Raw genomic sequence first — 15,319 nt, forward strand, 5'->3', positions numbered from 1 at the left:
CAGGTCGTTGAGCGGCCTAGAATATCTGGTCCCGGGCCCGGTGTCCGGCTACAGTAGGGTCTTTGTCAACTAAGGCCTCGTGCATGACATTTCTGCGCCCCACCCTGCTGACGCTCGCTTGCCTGCTTGCCTCACCAGGCTTCGCCGACGACTTGCCGTCACTTGGCGATGCCAGTTCTGCCATCGTCTCACCAGAACAGGAACACCAGTTGGGCCGCGCCTGGCTGGCCCTGCTGCGCAGCCAGGTTTCACAGCTCAACGATCCACAGCTCAAGGACTACGTCGAAACCAGCGTCTACAAGCTGGTGGAGACCAGCCAGGTCAATGACCGGCGCCTGGAGTTCATCCTGATCAACAGCCCGCAGCTAAACGCCTTCGCCGCACCGGGCGGGATCGTCGGGGTCAACGGCGGCCTGTTCCTCAACGCCCAGACCGAAGGCGAATACGCCTCGGTCATGGCCCACGAACTGGCCCACTTGTCACAGCGCCACTTCGCCCGTGGCGTCGAAGCCCAGCAACGCATGCAGGTGCCGATGATGGCCGCACTGCTGGCCGGCATCGTGATTGCCGCCGCCGGTGGCGGTGACGCCGGGATCGCCGCCATCGCCGGGACCCAGGCCGCCGCCATCCAGGAACAACGGCGCTTCTCGCGCCAGAACGAGCAGGAAGCCGACCGCATCGGCATCCAGAACCTGGAAAAGGCCGGCTACGACCCGCGGTCCATGCCCACCATGTTCGAGCGCTTGATGCGCCAGTATCGGTTCGACGCCAGGCCCCCGGAATTCCTGCTGACTCACCCGGTGACCGAATCGCGGATCGCCGACACCCGTAACCGCGCCGAACAGGCCAGGCCGGGCGGCATCGAGGACAGCGTGCGCTATCAATTGATTCGTGCACGGGTCCAACTGACCTATGAAGAAACCCCGGGCCTGGCCGCCAAGCGCTTCCGGGCACAGCTGGACGAAAACCCGAAGAACGACGTGGCACGCTATGGCCTGGCGATCGCGCAGATCAAGGGTGGCCAGTTGAACGAAGCTCGGGAGAACCTCAAGCCGTTGCTGGCCAAATCACCCAACGAGATCATCTACAACCTCGCCCTGGTGGACCTGGACATCACCAGCAACAAACTGGCCGACGCTCAGTCCCGCGTCGACCGGATGCTGAGCCAGTACCCGGGCAATTATCCGCTCAACCAGGTCCGCGTCGACCTGCTGCTCAAGCAGAACCGTCCCGCCGACGCCGAGAAGGCCCTGGAAACCTTGCTCAAGTCGCGCCCGGACGATCCGGACGTCTGGTACATGGTGGCCGAGACCCGTGGGCTGTCCGGCAACATCATTGGCCTGCATCAGGCCCGTGCCGAGTACTTCGCCCTGGTGGGCGATTACCGCCAGGCCATCCAGCAACTGGACTTCGCCAAACGGCGCGCCGGCACTAACTTCCCCCTTTCGTCACGCATCGATGCGCGCCAGCGGGAACTCATGGAGCAGGAGCGCATGGTCAAGGACATGATGGGCTGAGCATTGGCCAGGCAATAAAAAACCGCCTCTCTCGAGCTAATGCGGCTCACTTAAGTCGATCGAAAAAACCGTGGCGAGGGAGCTTGCTCCCGCTGGGCTGCGAAGCGGCCCTTTTTGTGAGCGCTTCGCGCTCAAGCGGGAGCAAGCTCCCTCGCCACAGGTCCATCGTCTCTCTTGAGTAACTGCATTACTTCTTTGGAGGCGGTTTTTTTTCAGCGGCTAACCGGTCATTCGGCCAGCTTGAACGTGATGAAGCTCGCGCGCCCCTGGCGCAGGACCCGCATCGACACCGAACGATTCTTCGGCAATGCCTTGGCGATGTCGGTGAACTCCTTGGCCGAACCAATGGCCTGGTTGTTCAGGTGCGTGATGATGTCGCCCGGCTGGAGACCGATCAGCGCGGCAGGACCGTCCTGCACTTCCTTGATCACTACACCACCCTGCAGTTCCAGGGTGCGTTTCTGCTCTTCGGTCAGCTCGACCACGGCCACGCCCAGGCGGTTGCTGCTGCGCTCGACGCCGGATTTTGGCAGCGAATCCAGTTCCTTGCCTTCTTCAGGAATGGCGCCGACGGTCAGTTCGACGTTCTTGCGCTTGCCTTCGCGGATCACTTCCAGATTAGCCTTGGCGCCGGCCTTGAGAGCGCCCACCAGGTGCGGCAGGTCGGCGGACATGACGATCGGCTGGCCGTTCATGCTCAGGATCACGTCACCCACTTGCAGGCCGCCCTTGGCAGCCGGGCCACCTTCCTGGATCTGCGCCACCAGCGCACCGGCAGGTTTATCCAGCCCGAACGACTCGGCCAGATCCTTGTTCACTTCCTGGATCACCACGCCCAACCAGCCACGGCTGACCTTGCCTTCGCTTTTCAGCTGGTTGGACACGTCCATGGCCACGTCGATCGGAATGGCGAAGGACACGCCCATGAAGCCGCCCGAACGGGTATAGATCTGGGAGTTGATGCCGACCACTTCACCATCAAGGTTGAACAGCGGGCCACCGGAGTTACCCGGGTTGATCGGCACGTCGGTCTGGATGAACGGCACGTAGTTTTCGTTCGGCAGGCTGCGACCGATGGCGCTGACGATGCCCTGGGTCACGGTGTGGTCGAAGCCGAACGGCGAACCGATGGCCACCACCCATTGGCCGGCTTTCAGGTCCTGGGATTTGCCCAGCTTGAGCACCGGCAGGTCCTTGCCTTCGATTTTCAACAGCGCCACGTCGGAACGTGGGTCGGTGCCGATCAGCTTGGCCTTGAGTTCGCTACGGTCGGCCAGGCGCACCAGGATTTCGTCGGCGTCGGCGATCACATGGTTGTTGGTCAGGATGTAGCCATCAGGCGAAATGATGAACCCCGAGCCCAGGGATTGCGCTTCGCGCTGGCGGCCACCACCGGGCGAGCGCGGCTGTTGCGGCATGCCGCGCTCGAAGAACTCCCGCAGCATGGGCGGCAAGCCTTCCAGGTCCGGCATCTGCGGGTCCGATACACGGCGATCCGGCAGCTTCTGGGTGGTGCTGATGTTCACCACGGCGGGTGAAGCCTGCTCGACCAGTTGCGTGAAATCGGGCAATTCCACCGCCACGGCAGGAACGGCCTGGCCGAGCACAAGCACGGTGGCAAAAATGGAGAGATAGGTTTTCAAGCGTGGTATCGACATACGGCTCCCGTTACGACGAGCATGGTTAAGCGATATGGAGCAAGGAATACCAGGGAAAGATACGCCGGTATTTTTGTTCCGGGAACAGACAAGGCCAGAGCCGAGCGGCTCTGACCTATAGAAAAAAAGCTGAGTTTTTGCAAATGAAAATGCTGACAGGAAGTTTCGGCATTTCGATCAAGCCCTGGCGTCATCGGCCTCTCGCGCAATCGAATCACCCGTGCAGCCAGCAGGTTATTGGGTCGCCGTGACGTCAGAGCGCATGGACAGCGCGATCCGTTCCGCCGTACCGATAGGAATTTCACCGACCACCGTGACCATCATTTCGCCCTGGGGCGTCGTCAGTCTGCGAGACACGGCCGCCGTCGGACCGAGTTGAGTACGGGTATCGGTGGCGTTGGCACCGTTCAACGGCTCCAGGAACACCGAGAAGCGCGCCAGCCCGTCGTCATACATCAGGCTGCTGACTTGGACCTGGGAGTCCGGGTCCTTGCGCGCGGTACTGCTGGTCAGCTCGAAGCCGGGCGGCAGCCAGTCCGAGTGCCAGGCGGTTTTCGCCGCGACGGCCTTGCCAGGATCCTGCGTGACAGCCTTGCAATCGGCGCTGGCCTGCAAATCAGCGTCTGCGGGCGCGGCGAGATTCATGCGGGTGAACTGGAAGCGCTCGAGCAACTGGCCCTTGTCATTGAGTAACAAGGATTTGAGCGGCAGGCCGGTTTCTCTGTCCAGGTGCAGCTCGAAGCCATAGCGATGCTGGTCCTTGGGCGTCAGCGCAACGATGACCGTTTGACGTCCGGCCACACGTGACTTGCCAATGACTGCAAGGTCATACCAATTCTTGAGTTTTTGCGGATCGAGCGCACGTGAAGTGCTCTCCGGCGTATTGCCCAGCCCCGCGACCAAGGAGCCGCTTACGCATTGAGTATGCCCATCAATGCGCACGACTTCTTGTGCCGAGCCGTCGAGCTGGAGTAACCGCTCGCGGACCTTGCCATCCTGGACGCGATGCCAGATGTTATGGGTAGAAAAACTACCGTTGCGCTCGTAAACGAAAGTGCCCTGGAAGCTCTGCTGTTGCTCGGCTTGACTCAGGCGGTTCAACCAGTCCTGAGCCTCATCGGCATGGGCTGGAATTGCACACCAGCCACCAAGCAGAAGCGTGAATAGAGGTATGGCGCGCAATGGCTTTCCTTATTAACGGTTTTCCAGGCTGGCGGCACGGGCGTAAGGCAGCGCGCTTTCGGTACCTTTCAGGGCAGCTTGCTGGGCATGCTGACGCAGGTAGTTGGGCAGGCGCTGATCATGCCAGCCAGGCTGGCCTTGCAGAACACCGTTGGCCATTGGGCCTGCGGTTTCCGAACCTTCGCTGTAACCGGCCAATACCGCTGGGCCCTTGACCTGTGGAGCGGCCAAGCCAGGCTGGTTGGACTGCTGCGCCATCTGCACGCCGGCAATCTCATCCTGGTTATACAGGCGTACACCCGCCAGTACAGCGACGGTGACCGACGCGGCTACCGCCAGGCGACCCAGGCTGCGCCATGGTCCGCGAGATGCTTTTGCCGGTACGGCTTCGTCAGCCAATGCAGCAGAAACGGCGGCAGCGATGTCCAGGCGAGGAAGCAACAAGTCCTTGTGCATCACAGCCCGGGCGATCTGGTAACGAGCCCAGGTCTCACGTGTTTCAACATCGTCGAAGGCATTCAATACCCGACGTAATTCAAGTTCGTCCGCTTCGTTGTCCATAACTGCGGACAGCGATTCCTGCAGGGCTTCACGACTCATGGCGTTCCTCTCTTGGCTGTCGCCGCTGTCTCTAGTTTTCCTGCAACAACGGTTGCAGGGCTTTATCAATGGCCTCCCGAGCGCGGAAAATCCGGGAGCGCACGGTGCCCACAGGACATTGCATGACGCTCGCAATGTCTTCGTAACTCAGACCGTCGAACTCACGTAAAGTTAAAGCCGTACGCAAATCTTCAGGCAGTTGCTGGATGGTTCGATGGACGGTGCCTTCGATCTCATCCCGCAGCAACGCACGTTCCGGTGATTCGAGATCCTTGAGGCCATGATCGCCATCGTAGAACTCGGCATCTTCAGAACTTACATCGCTATCCGGCGGCCGGCGGCCGCGTGAAACCAGATAGTTTTTCGCCGTGTTGATGGCGATGCGGTAAAGCCACGTGTAAAACGCGCTGTCCCCGCGAAAATTACCAAGTGCGCGGTAGGCCTTGATGAAGGCTTCCTGAGCGACATCCTGCGCTTCATGGGTGTCGTGCACGAAACGCACGATCAACCCGAGAATTTTGTGCTGGTATTTCAGCACTAGCAGATCGAAAGCTCGCTTGTCGCCGCGTTGGACGCGCTCGACCAGCTGCTGATCCTCTTCCTGGGTTAGCATGAACACTCCTCGATAAGCTCGAAGGAGGCTTGCATTACTAATTGACCGGGCTTGCAAACATAGACTCGGGCTTTTCGCAAAAGTTCTCCCCCTTCCAAGCAAGTTTCCGACGCGCTCTGATCTCGGCACGCACGAAAAACGCAGCAGGAGATTCCCCGGCTGCGCGAATAATCTGTCGCCGGGCCTATTGGCAGGGATTCCAATCGAAATCCTGCATCAACCCGACGCTGCTCCCTTTTGCAGACAACCGTCTATTGAACGTAGGCGCCTGGCAAAAGTTCCCGCTATTTCCAGCGTCGCAAATAGAATAATGGACGACCATGACGTGATAAACAGCGTTCTGTCTTCGAAACAGACGCCTTTGTCGACTCAGAGCCAACCGGCTGGTCCGACGAAGCGTGCCGCTTTTCTGTCACACTGGTTTCACATTGCCATGAATGCCCGGCTATTGTGCCGATCCCCCCCTCTATATACTAGTGGGCTGCGTGGCTGCCCGACCCGTTGAAGCGGTGTCTGGCGCCAACCCCGACCCGGGTCGCCTTGAGCGGAAACCATTCGAATGAGCCAACAGTTCCAACATGATGTTCTGGTAATCGGCAGCGGTGCCGCCGGATTGAGCCTGGCCCTGACCTTGCCTGCGCACTTGCGCATCGCCGTCCTGAGCAAGGGCGACCTGGCCAACGGTTCGACCTTCTGGGCCCAGGGCGGCGTCGCCGCCGTGCTGGACGATACCGACACCATTGAATCCCACGTCGACGACACCCTCAACGCTGGCGGCGGCCTTTGCGATCCGCAAGCGGTGCGCTTCACGGTCGAGCACAGCCGGGAAGCCATCCAGTGGCTGATCGACCAAGGCGTGCCGTTTACCCGTGACGAACAATCGGGCACCGAAGACGGCGGTTTCGAGTTTCACCTGACCCGCGAAGGCGGCCACAGCCATCGGCGCATCATTCACGCAGCCGACGCCACGGGCGCGGCGATCTTCAAGACCCTGCTCGCCCAGGCGCGACAACGGCCGAACATCGAATTGCTGGAACAGCGCGTCGCGGTCGACCTGATCACCGAAAAACGCCTGGGCCTGGACGGTGATCGCTGCCTCGGCGCCTACGTGCTCAATCGCGGCACCGGCGAAGTCGACACCTACGGCGCGCGCTTCGTCATCCTGGCGTCCGGGGGTGCGGCGAAAGTCTACCTTTATACCAGCAACCCCGACGGCGCCTGCGGCGACGGCATCGCCATGGCCTGGCGCTCGGGTTGCCGGGTGGCGAACCTGGAGTTCAACCAGTTTCACCCCACCTGCCTCTACCACCCACAGGCCAAGAGCTTCCTGGTGACCGAGGCCCTGCGTGGCGAAGGGGCTCATTTGAAACTCCCCAACGGCGAACGCTTCATGCAACGCTTCGACCCGCGCGCCGAACTGGCACCACGGGACATCGTCGCCCGGGCCATCGACCATGAAATGAAGCGCCTGGGTATCGATTGCGTCTACCTGGACATCAGCCACAAGCCCGAAGCGTTCATCAAGAGCCACTTCCCGACGGTGTACGAGCGCTGCCTGGAATTCTCCATCGACATCACCAAGCAACCGATCCCGGTGGTGCCAGCGGCACATTACACCTGCGGTGGCGTGATGGTCGATCAACGCGGCCGCACCGACGTGCCGGGCCTCTACGCCATTGGCGAAACCAGCTTCACCGGCCTGCACGGCGCCAACCGCATGGCCAGCAACTCGCTGCTGGAATGTTTCGTCTACGCCCGCTCGGCGGCAGCGGACATCCTCGAGCAGTTGCCGCAGATCGCCATTCCGGCCGCCCTGCCCTCGTGGGACGCCAGCCAGGTCACCGACTCTGACGAAGACGTGATCATCGCTCACAACTGGGACGAGCTGCGGCGCTTCATGTGGGACTACGTCGGCATCGTGCGCACCAACAAGCGCCTGCAACGGGCACAGCACCGGGTGCGCTTGCTGCTGGATGAGATCGACGAGTTCTACAGCAACTACAAAGTCAGCCGCGACCTGATCGAGTTGCGCAACCTGGCCCAGGTGGCCGAACTGATGATTCGCTCGGCCATGGAGCGCAAGGAAAGCCGGGGGCTGCATTACACCCTCGACTACCCGAACCTGCTGCCCGAGGCGCTGGACACTATCCTGGTGCCGCCCACCTACGCCGACTGAACCTGAGCTGCACCCGCAGGCGCCGATGGACATCCGGCGCCAGCGCGTCGCGGGGCACGCACAGCGAGCGAACCCGCCGCTCCCCCTGCAGGCGAAAGCGCAGCACGATGATCATTGGCAGCGCCAGGCTGTCGGGGCGCAATTGCACAGCCCGCCAGCCGTCGGCCCGGTTCCACAGCTGCCAGCCAGTGGCGTTACGACGCAACCCGCAAAAAGCCCGGCGCTGGGTCAGCAATAGATGTCGAGGGATCACCCAGGCGCCATGAGCCAGGCACACTACGACGCCAAGCGCTGCGCACCAGGACGGCACGGACAACAGGAACAACGAACCCAGGGCGAACGCCTGGGCAAGCAGATAGGCCGCCAGCAACTGCCCGGAGGCCTGCCAGCGGCATTCGAAGCGATTACTTGGGCTGGACACGGTCCAGGATCATCCGGACCATGCGCTGCAACTCAGGGTCTTCGGATTCGCTGCGTTCCATGAACCAGCCGAACATGTCCTGATCCTCGCATTCGAGCAAGCGGACGTAGCACGCACGGTCCACTTCATTGAGATGGGGATAAACCTCTTTCACGAACGGCACCAGCAACACGTCCAGCTCAAGCATGCCGCGGCGGCTGTGCCAGTAGAGGCGATTCAGTTCAACGTCTTCGACCATGGAGCGCTCCTCAAATAGAGCGCAAGTATACAGGCCCCACCGCAGCGGAACAGACAGCTTTGGTCGGGCGCCATCGATCCTTTGTGAACTACCCATTTCAAGGGCGTCCCCTTATGATGTCTACCAGACTTTTTACCCTGCGATGACCCATGGCTGATTTCGCTTTTTTCTGCACCCTGTCCCACGAAGGCGTCCTCGCTGTCCGCGGCGTGGATGCCAGCAAATTCCTGCAAGGCCAATTGACCTGCAACCTCGACTACCTGAGCGTCAGCCGGGCCAGCCTCGGTGCCCGCTGCACCCAGAAAGGCCGGATGCAATCGAGTTTCCGCATCCTGCTCGAAGGCGACGGCGTGTTGATGGCCATGGCCACCGAACTGCTCGAACCGCAACTGGCGGATCTGAAAAAATATGCCGTGTTCTCCAAATCCAAGCTCACCGACGAAAGCGCCGCCTGGGTTCGCTTCGGCCTGGAAAACGCCGACACGACCCTGGCCGGCCTGGGCCTGGAACTGCCGAGCGACACCGACAGCGTGGCGCGCCATGAAGCCTTGATCGCCATCCGTGTTTCCCCCGGCCGCGCCGAATTGTGGGCGCCCGCCGACCAGGCCCAAACATTGCGCACCCGCCTGGGCGCCGACCTGGCCGAGGCGGACCTGAACCCGTGGCTGCTGGGTCAGATTCGCGCCGGGATCGGCCAGGTCATGCCGGCCACCCGCGAATTGTTCATCCCACAGATGCTCAACCTTCAAGCCGTCGGCGGCGTCAGTTTCAAGAAAGGCTGCTACACCGGCCAGGAAATCGTTGCCCGCATGCAATACCTGGGCAAGCTCAAGCGCCGCCTGTATCGCCTGCAGCTGGACGCCAGCGAACTGCCGGAACCCGGCACGGCGCTGTTCTCCCCCACGCATGGCAGTTCCATCGGCGAAGTGGTGATTGCCGCCCGCGGAGAGGGAAACATTGAACTGCTGGCGGTTTTGCAGGCCGAAGCAGCAGAAGATGACAATGTGCACCTCGGTGCCTTGGAAGGCCCGAACCTTCAATTGTTGGACCTGCCTTACGAACTGGACCGCGACCGCGAAATCCAGCGCTGATCGCAGTATTTGCCGCAGTACTCTAGAGAACCTAAATGAGCGATTTGGCGGATAAGGTCCAACGGGATTTGGTACAGGCCATCGATAACGACGACCTGGTTCTGCCAACATTACCGGAAGTGGCCATGCAGATTCGCCGGGCCGCCGAAGACCCGGAAATCAGCGTCAGCAACCTGAGCAAAGTGATCGGCCGCGATACGGCCCTCTCGGCACGCCTGATAAAAGTGGTCAACAGCCCGCTGTTGCGCGCCACCCAGGAAGTCACTGACCTGCACACGGCCATCACTCGATTGGGCGTCAACTACAGCAGCAACCTGGCCATCGGCCTGGTCATGGAGCAGATTTTCCATGCCCGCTCCGAGGTGGTGGAACTGAAGATGCGCGAAGTCTGGCGCAAGAGCCTGGAGATCGCCGGCGTCAGCTATGCGCTGTGTCGCGGCTACACCCAACTCAAGCCCGACCAGGCCGCATTGGGCGGGCTGGTGCATCAAATCGGCGTGCTACCGATCCTCACGTATGCACAAGACAATAATGAATTGCTGTCGGACCCGGTCAGCCTCAACCACGTCATCGAGACGATTCACCCGGTGTTGGGGGACAAGTTGCTCAGTGTCTGGGAATTTCCGGAGCGGTTGGTGAAGCTGCCAGGCCTGTACCTGGATTTCAGCCGGGACTCCAAGCAAATCGATTATGTCGATCTGGTGCAGGTCGCTGCGCTGTACTGCTACAAGGACACCGACCACCCGCTGTCCAGGATCGACGTGTTCGGCGTCCCGGCCTTCAAGAAACTGGGCATCGACCCGGAAAACAAGGCCCGCTGCGCGGATATCGAAGAAGCGCGGTCTATGTTCTACTAGGAACATCTGAAACCATGAAGACCTCTCTGGCCATGCCTCTCTTTTGTGGTCAGGAACGCTTTTGTGGCGAGGGAGCTTGCTCCCGCTCGGTCGCGTAGCGGCCGCAAAAGCTTAGGGCTGCTTCGCAACCCAGCGGGAGCAAGCTCCCTCGCCACAGGGTTTTGCATCGCCAGGTTTATCCCGGGACAAAACTCACCCGCACCTTCAACCCACGCTCCTGCCCGTCGTGCAAGGTGATCTGCGCCAGATGCGCGGATATCGAAGAAGCGCGGTCGATGTTCTACTAGGAACATCTGAAACCATGAAGACCTCTCTGGCCATGCCTCTCTTTTGTGGTCAGGAACGCTTTTGTGGCGAGGGAGCTTGCTCCCGCTCGGTCGCGTAGCGGCCGCAAAAGCTCAGGGCTGCTTCGCAACCCTGCGGGAGCAAGCTCCCTCGCCACAGGGTTTTGCATCGCCAGGTTTATCCCGGGACAAAACTCACCCGCACCTTCAACCCACGCTCCTGCCCGTCGTGCAAGGTGATCTGCGCCAGATGCGCGGATATCGAAGAAGCGCGGTCGATGCTCTACTAGGAACATCTGAAACCATGAAGACCTCTCTGGCCATGCCTCTCTTTTGTGGTCAGGAGCGCTTTTGTGGCGAGGGAGCTTGCTCCCGCTCGGTCGCGTAGCGGCCGCAAAAGCTTAGGGCTGCTTCGCAACCCAGCGGGAGCAAGCTCCCTCGCCACAGGGTTTTGCATCGCCAGGTTTATCCCGGGACAAAACTCACCCGCACCTTCAACCCACGCTCCTGCCCGTCGTGCAAGGTGATCTGCGCCAGATGCGCGGATATCGAAGAAGCGCGGTCGATGTTCTACTAGGAACATCTGAAACCATGAAGACCTCTCTGGCCATGCCTCTCTTTTGTGGTCAGGAACGCTTTTGTGGCGAGGGAGCTTGCTCCCGCTCGGTCGCGTAGCGGCCGCAAAAGCTTAGGGCTGCTTCGCAACCCAGCGGGAGCAAGCTCCCTCGCCACAGGGTTTTGCATCGCCAGGTTTATCCCGGGACAAAACTCACCCGCACCTTCAACCCACGCTCCTGCCCGTCGTGCAAGGTGATCTGCGCCAGATGCGCGGATATCGAAGAAGCGCGGTCGATGTTCTACTAGGAACATCTGAAACCATGAAGACCTCTCTGGCCATGCCTCTCTTTTGTGGTCAGGAGCGCTTTTGTGGCGAGGGAGCTTGCTCCCGCTCGGTCGCGTAGCGGCCGCAAAAGCTTAGGGCTGCTTCGCAACCCAGCGGGAGCAAGCTCCCTCGCCACAGGGTTTTGCATCGCCAGGTTTATCCCGGGACAAAACTCACCCGCACCTTCAACCCACGCTCCTGCCCGTCGTGCAAGGTGATCTGCGCCAGATGCGCGCGGCAGATTTCGCCGACGATCGCCAACCCGAGGCCCGAGCCGGCCACTTGCTGGTTACGTCGATAGAACCGCTCGAATACCCGATCCCGCTCATGCAACGGAATGCCGGGGCCATCGTCCTCGACTTCCAGCACCGCCGGCGCTGACACCCGCAGGATTACGTTGCCGCCCGACGGCGTGTGGGCGAGGGCGTTGTCCACCAGATTGCTCAACAGCTCGTTCAACAAGGTCGGCTCGCCCCGCAGCCATACCGGTTCGTCGGCTTCCAGGGCCAGCGCCACGCCTCGGGCATGGGCCAGCGGGGCCATGGCCATGCCCAGCTCACGGGCCAACTGGCTCAGATCGAGCAACTGCGCACCGCCTTCGGCAATGGCCCGGGCGCCATTTTCCACCCGCGCCAGGGACAGCAACTGGTTGGCCAGGTGGGTCAATCGATCGGTCCCCTGGGCCGCGGTTTCCAGGGTTTCCCGCCAGGTCACCGGCTCGCTGGCGCGCAAGCCCAGCTCCAGGCGCGCCTTGAGCGCGGCCAAGGGCGTGCGCAGTTCGTGGGCGGCATCGGCGATGAACTGCGCCTGACGTTCGAACTGCCCGCGCAGGCGCTCGGTGAAATGGTTGAGGGCCCGCACCAGCGGCCATAACTCGTGCTGCACCTCCACCAGCGGCAACGGCCGCAGATCGTCCGGCTGACGCTCCTCCACTGCCGTGCGCAAACGCTCCAGCGGGCGCAGCGCCGCGCTGACGGCGAACCACACCAACAGCAGCGCGCCCACGGCCAGCATGCCCAGGCGCAACAGCGTGTCTGCCATCAGGCTGCGGGCCATGCTGACCCGCGCCTCTTCAGTCTCGGCCACGCGAATTTCCGCCATGCCGTTCATGTTCGGCTCGCTCACGGCCTTGAGCAGACTCACCACGCGCACGTTCTGCCCCTGGTATTGAGCGTTGTAAAAACGCGCCAGGGCTGGGTAGTCGTCCGTGCGGGGCGTTCCGGGCGGCGGGCCGGGAAGGTTTTCGTAGCCGGAAATCAACTTCTTGTCGATGTCGTTGACCTGGTAATAAATGCGTCCGGCACTGTCGTAGGCAAAAGTGTCCAGGGCCACGTAGGGCACATCCGCGCTGAGGCTGCCGTCGCGCTGGGACAGGCCAGCAGCGATGGTCCGGGCCGAGGCCAGCAGGGTCCGGTCATAGGCGGTGTCCGCCGCTTCGCGACCGTTCCAGTAGGCGCTCAAACCGCTGGCGAGCATCAGCACCACCAGCAGCAAGGCCAGGTTGCGAAGCAACCGCCAGCGCAGGCTGTCGGGTTTATGCATTGCGATTTTCCAGCAGATAGCCCAAGCCGCGGAACGTCACGATCGCCACCGCATGGCCGTCGAGTTTCTTGCGCAGGCGGTGGACGTAGATTTCGATGGCGTCGGGGCTGGCCTCTTCGTCCAGTCCGAACACCTGGGCCGCCAGTTGCTCCTTGCTCATCACACGCCCCGGACGGGCAATCAACGCTTCCAGCACGGCTTGCTCGCGGGAGGTCAGGGTCAGTAGTTCGTCGTCGAGGGTAAAACGGCGGGTGTCCAGGTCGTAGACCAGCCCGCCGCAGCGCTGCTGGCGTTCTCCGCCCAGTACGCTGCGGCGCAGCAGGGCCTTGACCCGGGCCTCCAGTTCGGTGAGCTCGAATGGCTTGGCCAGGTAATCGTCGGCCCCCAGGTTGAGGCCATGGACGCGGTCCTTGACGTCGCTGCGGGCAGTCAGCATCAGCACCGGCAACGTCTTGCCACGGGCCCGCAGACGCGCCAGCACCTCGAAACCGTCCATGCGCGGCAGCCCGACATCAAGGACCGCCACGGCGTATTCCTCACTGCTCAAGGCCAGGTCGGCCGCGACGCCATCATGCAACACATCCACGGTCAAACCGGTGCTCTTGAGCGCCTGGGCAACGCTTTCGGCGAGCTGCAGATGGTCTTCGACGAGCAGGACACGCATGGGTTATTCCTCGATTCAGGGATGGCCGACGCCATTCTTTGGCGCGGAGTTTACAGCCGCATCCGCCACTGTGAAGCCAAAAAACACGCTGAAAGGTTTTGAAAGGTTAGCGAAAGGTTGGGCCGTTAGAGTCCTCCCACGGACGGTTTCGGCTGTCCGCCGCGACGCACATCGCGAACGAAAAACGCCTCGAAGCGTTTTCGCCAAATAAGAACAATAAAGCGGAGTACCACCATGCTGTCCATGCAGCCCCAGGCCCCAGCGCCTGCTCGCCTTTCCCGTTTCAACAAGACCGCCTTGGCCAGTGCCGCCGCCCTCGCCGGCTTTTCGCCGATGAGCCAGGCTGCCTTCATCGAAGACAGTACGGCAACCTTCGAAACCCGCAACATGTATTTCAACCGCGACTTTCGCGACGGCACCAGCGCGCAGCAATCCAAGCGTGACGAATGGGCCCAGGGGTTCATGCTCAACCTGCAATCGGGCTACACCGAGGGCACCGTAGGCTTTGGGATCGATGCATTGGGGATGCTTGGGGTCAAGCTCGATTCCAGCCCGGACCGTACCGGCACCGGCCTGTTGCCCACCCACGATGACGGCCGCGCCGCTGATGAATATTCCAAGCTGGGGCTGACCGGCAAGGTAAAAATCTCCGCCACCGAGCTGAAAATCGGCAGCTTGATTCCAGAGCTGCCCATCCTCAAGCCCAACGACGGGCGCATCCTGCCGCAAACCTTCGAAGGCGGCATGTTGACCTCCAACGAAATCAAGAACCTGACCTTCACCGGCGGACGCTTGAACAACGCCAAGGATCGCAACGACACCAACTACGAGGACATCGCCCTCAACAACAAGAACGGCCGCTTCACCGGCAGCGTGGCCGGCGAGCATTTCAGTTTCGGCGGCCTTGACTACAAGTTCACCGACAAGATCACCGGCCGTTATCACTTCGCCCAACTCAGCGAAGTCTACAACCAGCACTTCTTCGGCCTGGTCTCCTCCCATGCCATCGGTCCCGGTACGTTCGGCACCGACCTGCGCCTGGCGATCAGCGACGACCAGGGCGCGGCCCGCGGCGGCAAGATCGACAACAAATCCCTCAATGGCCTGGTGAGCTACGCTTTGAGCGGCCACAAGTTCAGCGCCGGTTACCAGCACATGTCCGGTGACAGTGCCTTCCCTTATGTTGATGGCAGCGACCCGTACCTGGTGAACTTCGTACAGATCAACGATTTTGCCGAAGCCGACGAGCGTTCCTGGCAGGCGCGCTACGACTATGACTTCGGCAAGCTGGGGATCCCGGGGCTGAGCTTCATGAGCCGCTACATAAGTGGCGACAACATTTCGCTGCGCAACGGTGACAGCGGCAAGGAATGGGAACGCAACAGCGAGATCAAGTACGTCGTGCAAAGCGGCACGTTCAAGGACGTTGCCGTACGCCTGCGCAACGCGACCTACCGTTCCAACTATTCGGCTCGCGATGCCGATGAAATGCGCTTGCTGGTCAGCTACAGCGTAGCGCTCTGGTAACCGAAGGTCGCCGGGGCCGCGCGGCTCCGGCACTCTCCAATTTGGCAACACACAACAACAACTCCT

Annotated in this window: 13 protein-coding genes; 5 read left to right on the forward strand and 8 right to left on the reverse strand. The window is 61.4% G+C overall.

Going from position 1 to position 15,319, the window contains the following annotated elements; translation table 11 throughout:
- Positions 1-83 precede the first annotated feature (83 nt).
- Complete coding sequence (locus tag J3P88_RS23120) at positions 84-1,517, forward strand: M48 family metalloprotease (protein WP_186704549.1); 1,434 nt, start codon at positions 84-86, stop codon at positions 1,515-1,517.
- A gap of 227 nt (positions 1,518-1,744) precedes the next feature.
- On the opposite strand, the gene J3P88_RS23125 is transcribed toward J3P88_RS23120, so the two are convergent.
- The 4 genes from J3P88_RS23125 to rpoE all read right to left on the reverse strand — a co-directional run bounded on the left by J3P88_RS23125 (position 1,745) and on the right by rpoE (position 5,570).
- A complete protein-coding gene (locus J3P88_RS23125) occupies positions 1,745-3,175 on the reverse strand; it encodes a DegQ family serine endoprotease (protein ID WP_186704548.1) in 1,431 nt (476 codons plus the stop codon).
- A 234-nt stretch (positions 3,176-3,409) separates the two neighbouring features.
- On the reverse strand, positions 3,410-4,357 hold the full coding sequence (locus J3P88_RS23130) for a MucB/RseB C-terminal domain-containing protein (protein ID WP_434571824.1): 948 nt from the start codon (positions 4,355-4,357) through the stop codon (positions 3,410-3,412).
- A gap of 12 nt (positions 4,358-4,369) precedes the next feature.
- Positions 4,370-4,957, reverse strand: a complete 588-nt coding sequence (locus tag J3P88_RS23135; protein ID WP_053120046.1) for a sigma-E factor negative regulatory protein — start codon at positions 4,955-4,957, stop codon at positions 4,370-4,372.
- A gap of 31 nt (positions 4,958-4,988) precedes the next feature.
- Positions 4,989-5,570, reverse strand: coding sequence for an RNA polymerase sigma factor RpoE (rpoE, locus tag J3P88_RS23140; protein WP_003172477.1), 582 nt, complete (start codon positions 5,568-5,570; stop codon positions 4,989-4,991).
- A gap of 559 nt (positions 5,571-6,129) precedes the next feature.
- Here rpoE and nadB point away from each other — a divergent pair.
- Entirely contained in the window at positions 6,130-7,746 is a 1,617-nt protein-coding gene (nadB, locus tag J3P88_RS23145; RefSeq protein WP_186704546.1) for an L-aspartate oxidase, read from the forward strand.
- On the opposite strand, the gene J3P88_RS23150 is transcribed toward nadB, so the two are convergent.
- Positions 7,715-8,167 (reverse strand): protein YgfX, encoded by a 453-nt coding sequence (locus J3P88_RS23150; RefSeq protein WP_434571827.1) that lies wholly within the window; start codon positions 8,165-8,167, stop codon positions 7,715-7,717. The two genes, nadB and J3P88_RS23150, sit on opposite strands and share 32 nt — an antisense overlap.
- Positions 8,151-8,405, reverse strand: a complete 255-nt coding sequence (locus J3P88_RS23155; RefSeq protein ID WP_003184348.1) for a succinate dehydrogenase assembly factor 2 — start codon at positions 8,403-8,405, stop codon at positions 8,151-8,153. The genes J3P88_RS23150 and J3P88_RS23155 overlap by 17 nt, the downstream gene beginning before the upstream one ends.
- A 149-nt stretch (positions 8,406-8,554) precedes the next feature.
- Between J3P88_RS23155 and J3P88_RS23160 the strand changes: the two genes are divergently transcribed.
- Together J3P88_RS23160 and J3P88_RS23165 are read left to right on the forward strand one after the other, a co-directional pair.
- A complete protein-coding gene (locus J3P88_RS23160) occupies positions 8,555-9,496 on the forward strand; it encodes a YgfZ/GcvT domain-containing protein (RefSeq protein WP_434571829.1) in 942 nt (313 codons plus the stop codon).
- Positions 9,497-9,531: 35 nt separating this feature from the next.
- Positions 9,532-10,353, forward strand: a complete 822-nt coding sequence (locus J3P88_RS23165; RefSeq protein ID WP_186704543.1) for an HDOD domain-containing protein — start codon at positions 9,532-9,534, stop codon at positions 10,351-10,353.
- A 1,323-nt stretch (positions 10,354-11,676) separates the two neighbouring features.
- Here J3P88_RS23165 and J3P88_RS23170 read toward each other — a convergent pair.
- A complete protein-coding gene (locus tag J3P88_RS23170; RefSeq protein WP_186704542.1) occupies positions 11,677-13,062 on the reverse strand; it encodes a sensor histidine kinase in 1,386 nt (461 codons plus the stop codon).
- Positions 13,055-13,726, reverse strand: a complete 672-nt coding sequence (locus J3P88_RS23175; protein ID WP_003198779.1) for a response regulator — start codon at positions 13,724-13,726, stop codon at positions 13,055-13,057. Before J3P88_RS23175 ends, J3P88_RS23170 begins: the two co-directional genes overlap by 8 nt.
- Before the next feature lie 234 nt (positions 13,727-13,960).
- Here J3P88_RS23175 and J3P88_RS23180 point away from each other — a divergent pair, with 234 nt between their 5' ends.
- On the forward strand, positions 13,961-15,253 hold the full coding sequence (locus J3P88_RS23180) for an OprD family porin (protein WP_434571832.1): 1,293 nt from the start codon (positions 13,961-13,963) through the stop codon (positions 15,251-15,253).
- The last annotated feature ends 66 nt before the right edge of the window (positions 15,254-15,319 follow it).

The sequence above is a fragment of the Pseudomonas sp. Z3-6 genome, from assembly GCF_051131985.1.
GTDB classification, from domain to species: Bacteria; Pseudomonadota; Gammaproteobacteria; order Pseudomonadales; family Pseudomonadaceae; genus Aquipseudomonas; species Aquipseudomonas zanjanensis.

Coding starts and splice junctions, on each gene's coding strand:
- J3P88_RS23120 (WP_186704549.1), top strand. CDS start 84: ATGACATTTCTGCGCCCCACCCTGCTGACGCTCGCTTGCCTGCTTGCC.
- J3P88_RS23125 (WP_186704548.1), bottom strand. CDS start 3,175: ATGTCGATACCACGCTTGAAAACCTATCTCTCCATTTTTGCCACCGTG.
- J3P88_RS23135 (WP_053120046.1), bottom strand. CDS start 4,957: ATGAGTCGTGAAGCCCTGCAGGAATCGCTGTCCGCAGTTATGGACAAC.
- rpoE (WP_003172477.1), bottom strand. CDS start 5,570: ATGCTAACCCAGGAAGAGGATCAGCAGCTGGTCGAGCGCGTCCAACGC.
- nadB (WP_186704546.1), top strand. CDS start 6,130: ATGAGCCAACAGTTCCAACATGATGTTCTGGTAATCGGCAGCGGTGCC.
- J3P88_RS23155 (WP_003184348.1), bottom strand. CDS start 8,405: ATGGTCGAAGACGTTGAACTGAATCGCCTCTACTGGCACAGCCGCCGC.
- J3P88_RS23160 (WP_434571829.1), top strand. CDS start 8,555: ATGGCTGATTTCGCTTTTTTCTGCACCCTGTCCCACGAAGGCGTCCTC.
- J3P88_RS23165 (WP_186704543.1), top strand. CDS start 9,532: ATGAGCGATTTGGCGGATAAGGTCCAACGGGATTTGGTACAGGCCATC.
- J3P88_RS23170 (WP_186704542.1), bottom strand. CDS start 13,062: ATGCATAAACCCGACAGCCTGCGCTGGCGGTTGCTTCGCAACCTGGCC.
- J3P88_RS23175 (WP_003198779.1), bottom strand. CDS start 13,726: ATGCGTGTCCTGCTCGTCGAAGACCATCTGCAGCTCGCCGAAAGCGTT.
- J3P88_RS23180 (WP_434571832.1), top strand. CDS start 13,961: ATGCTGTCCATGCAGCCCCAGGCCCCAGCGCCTGCTCGCCTTTCCCGT.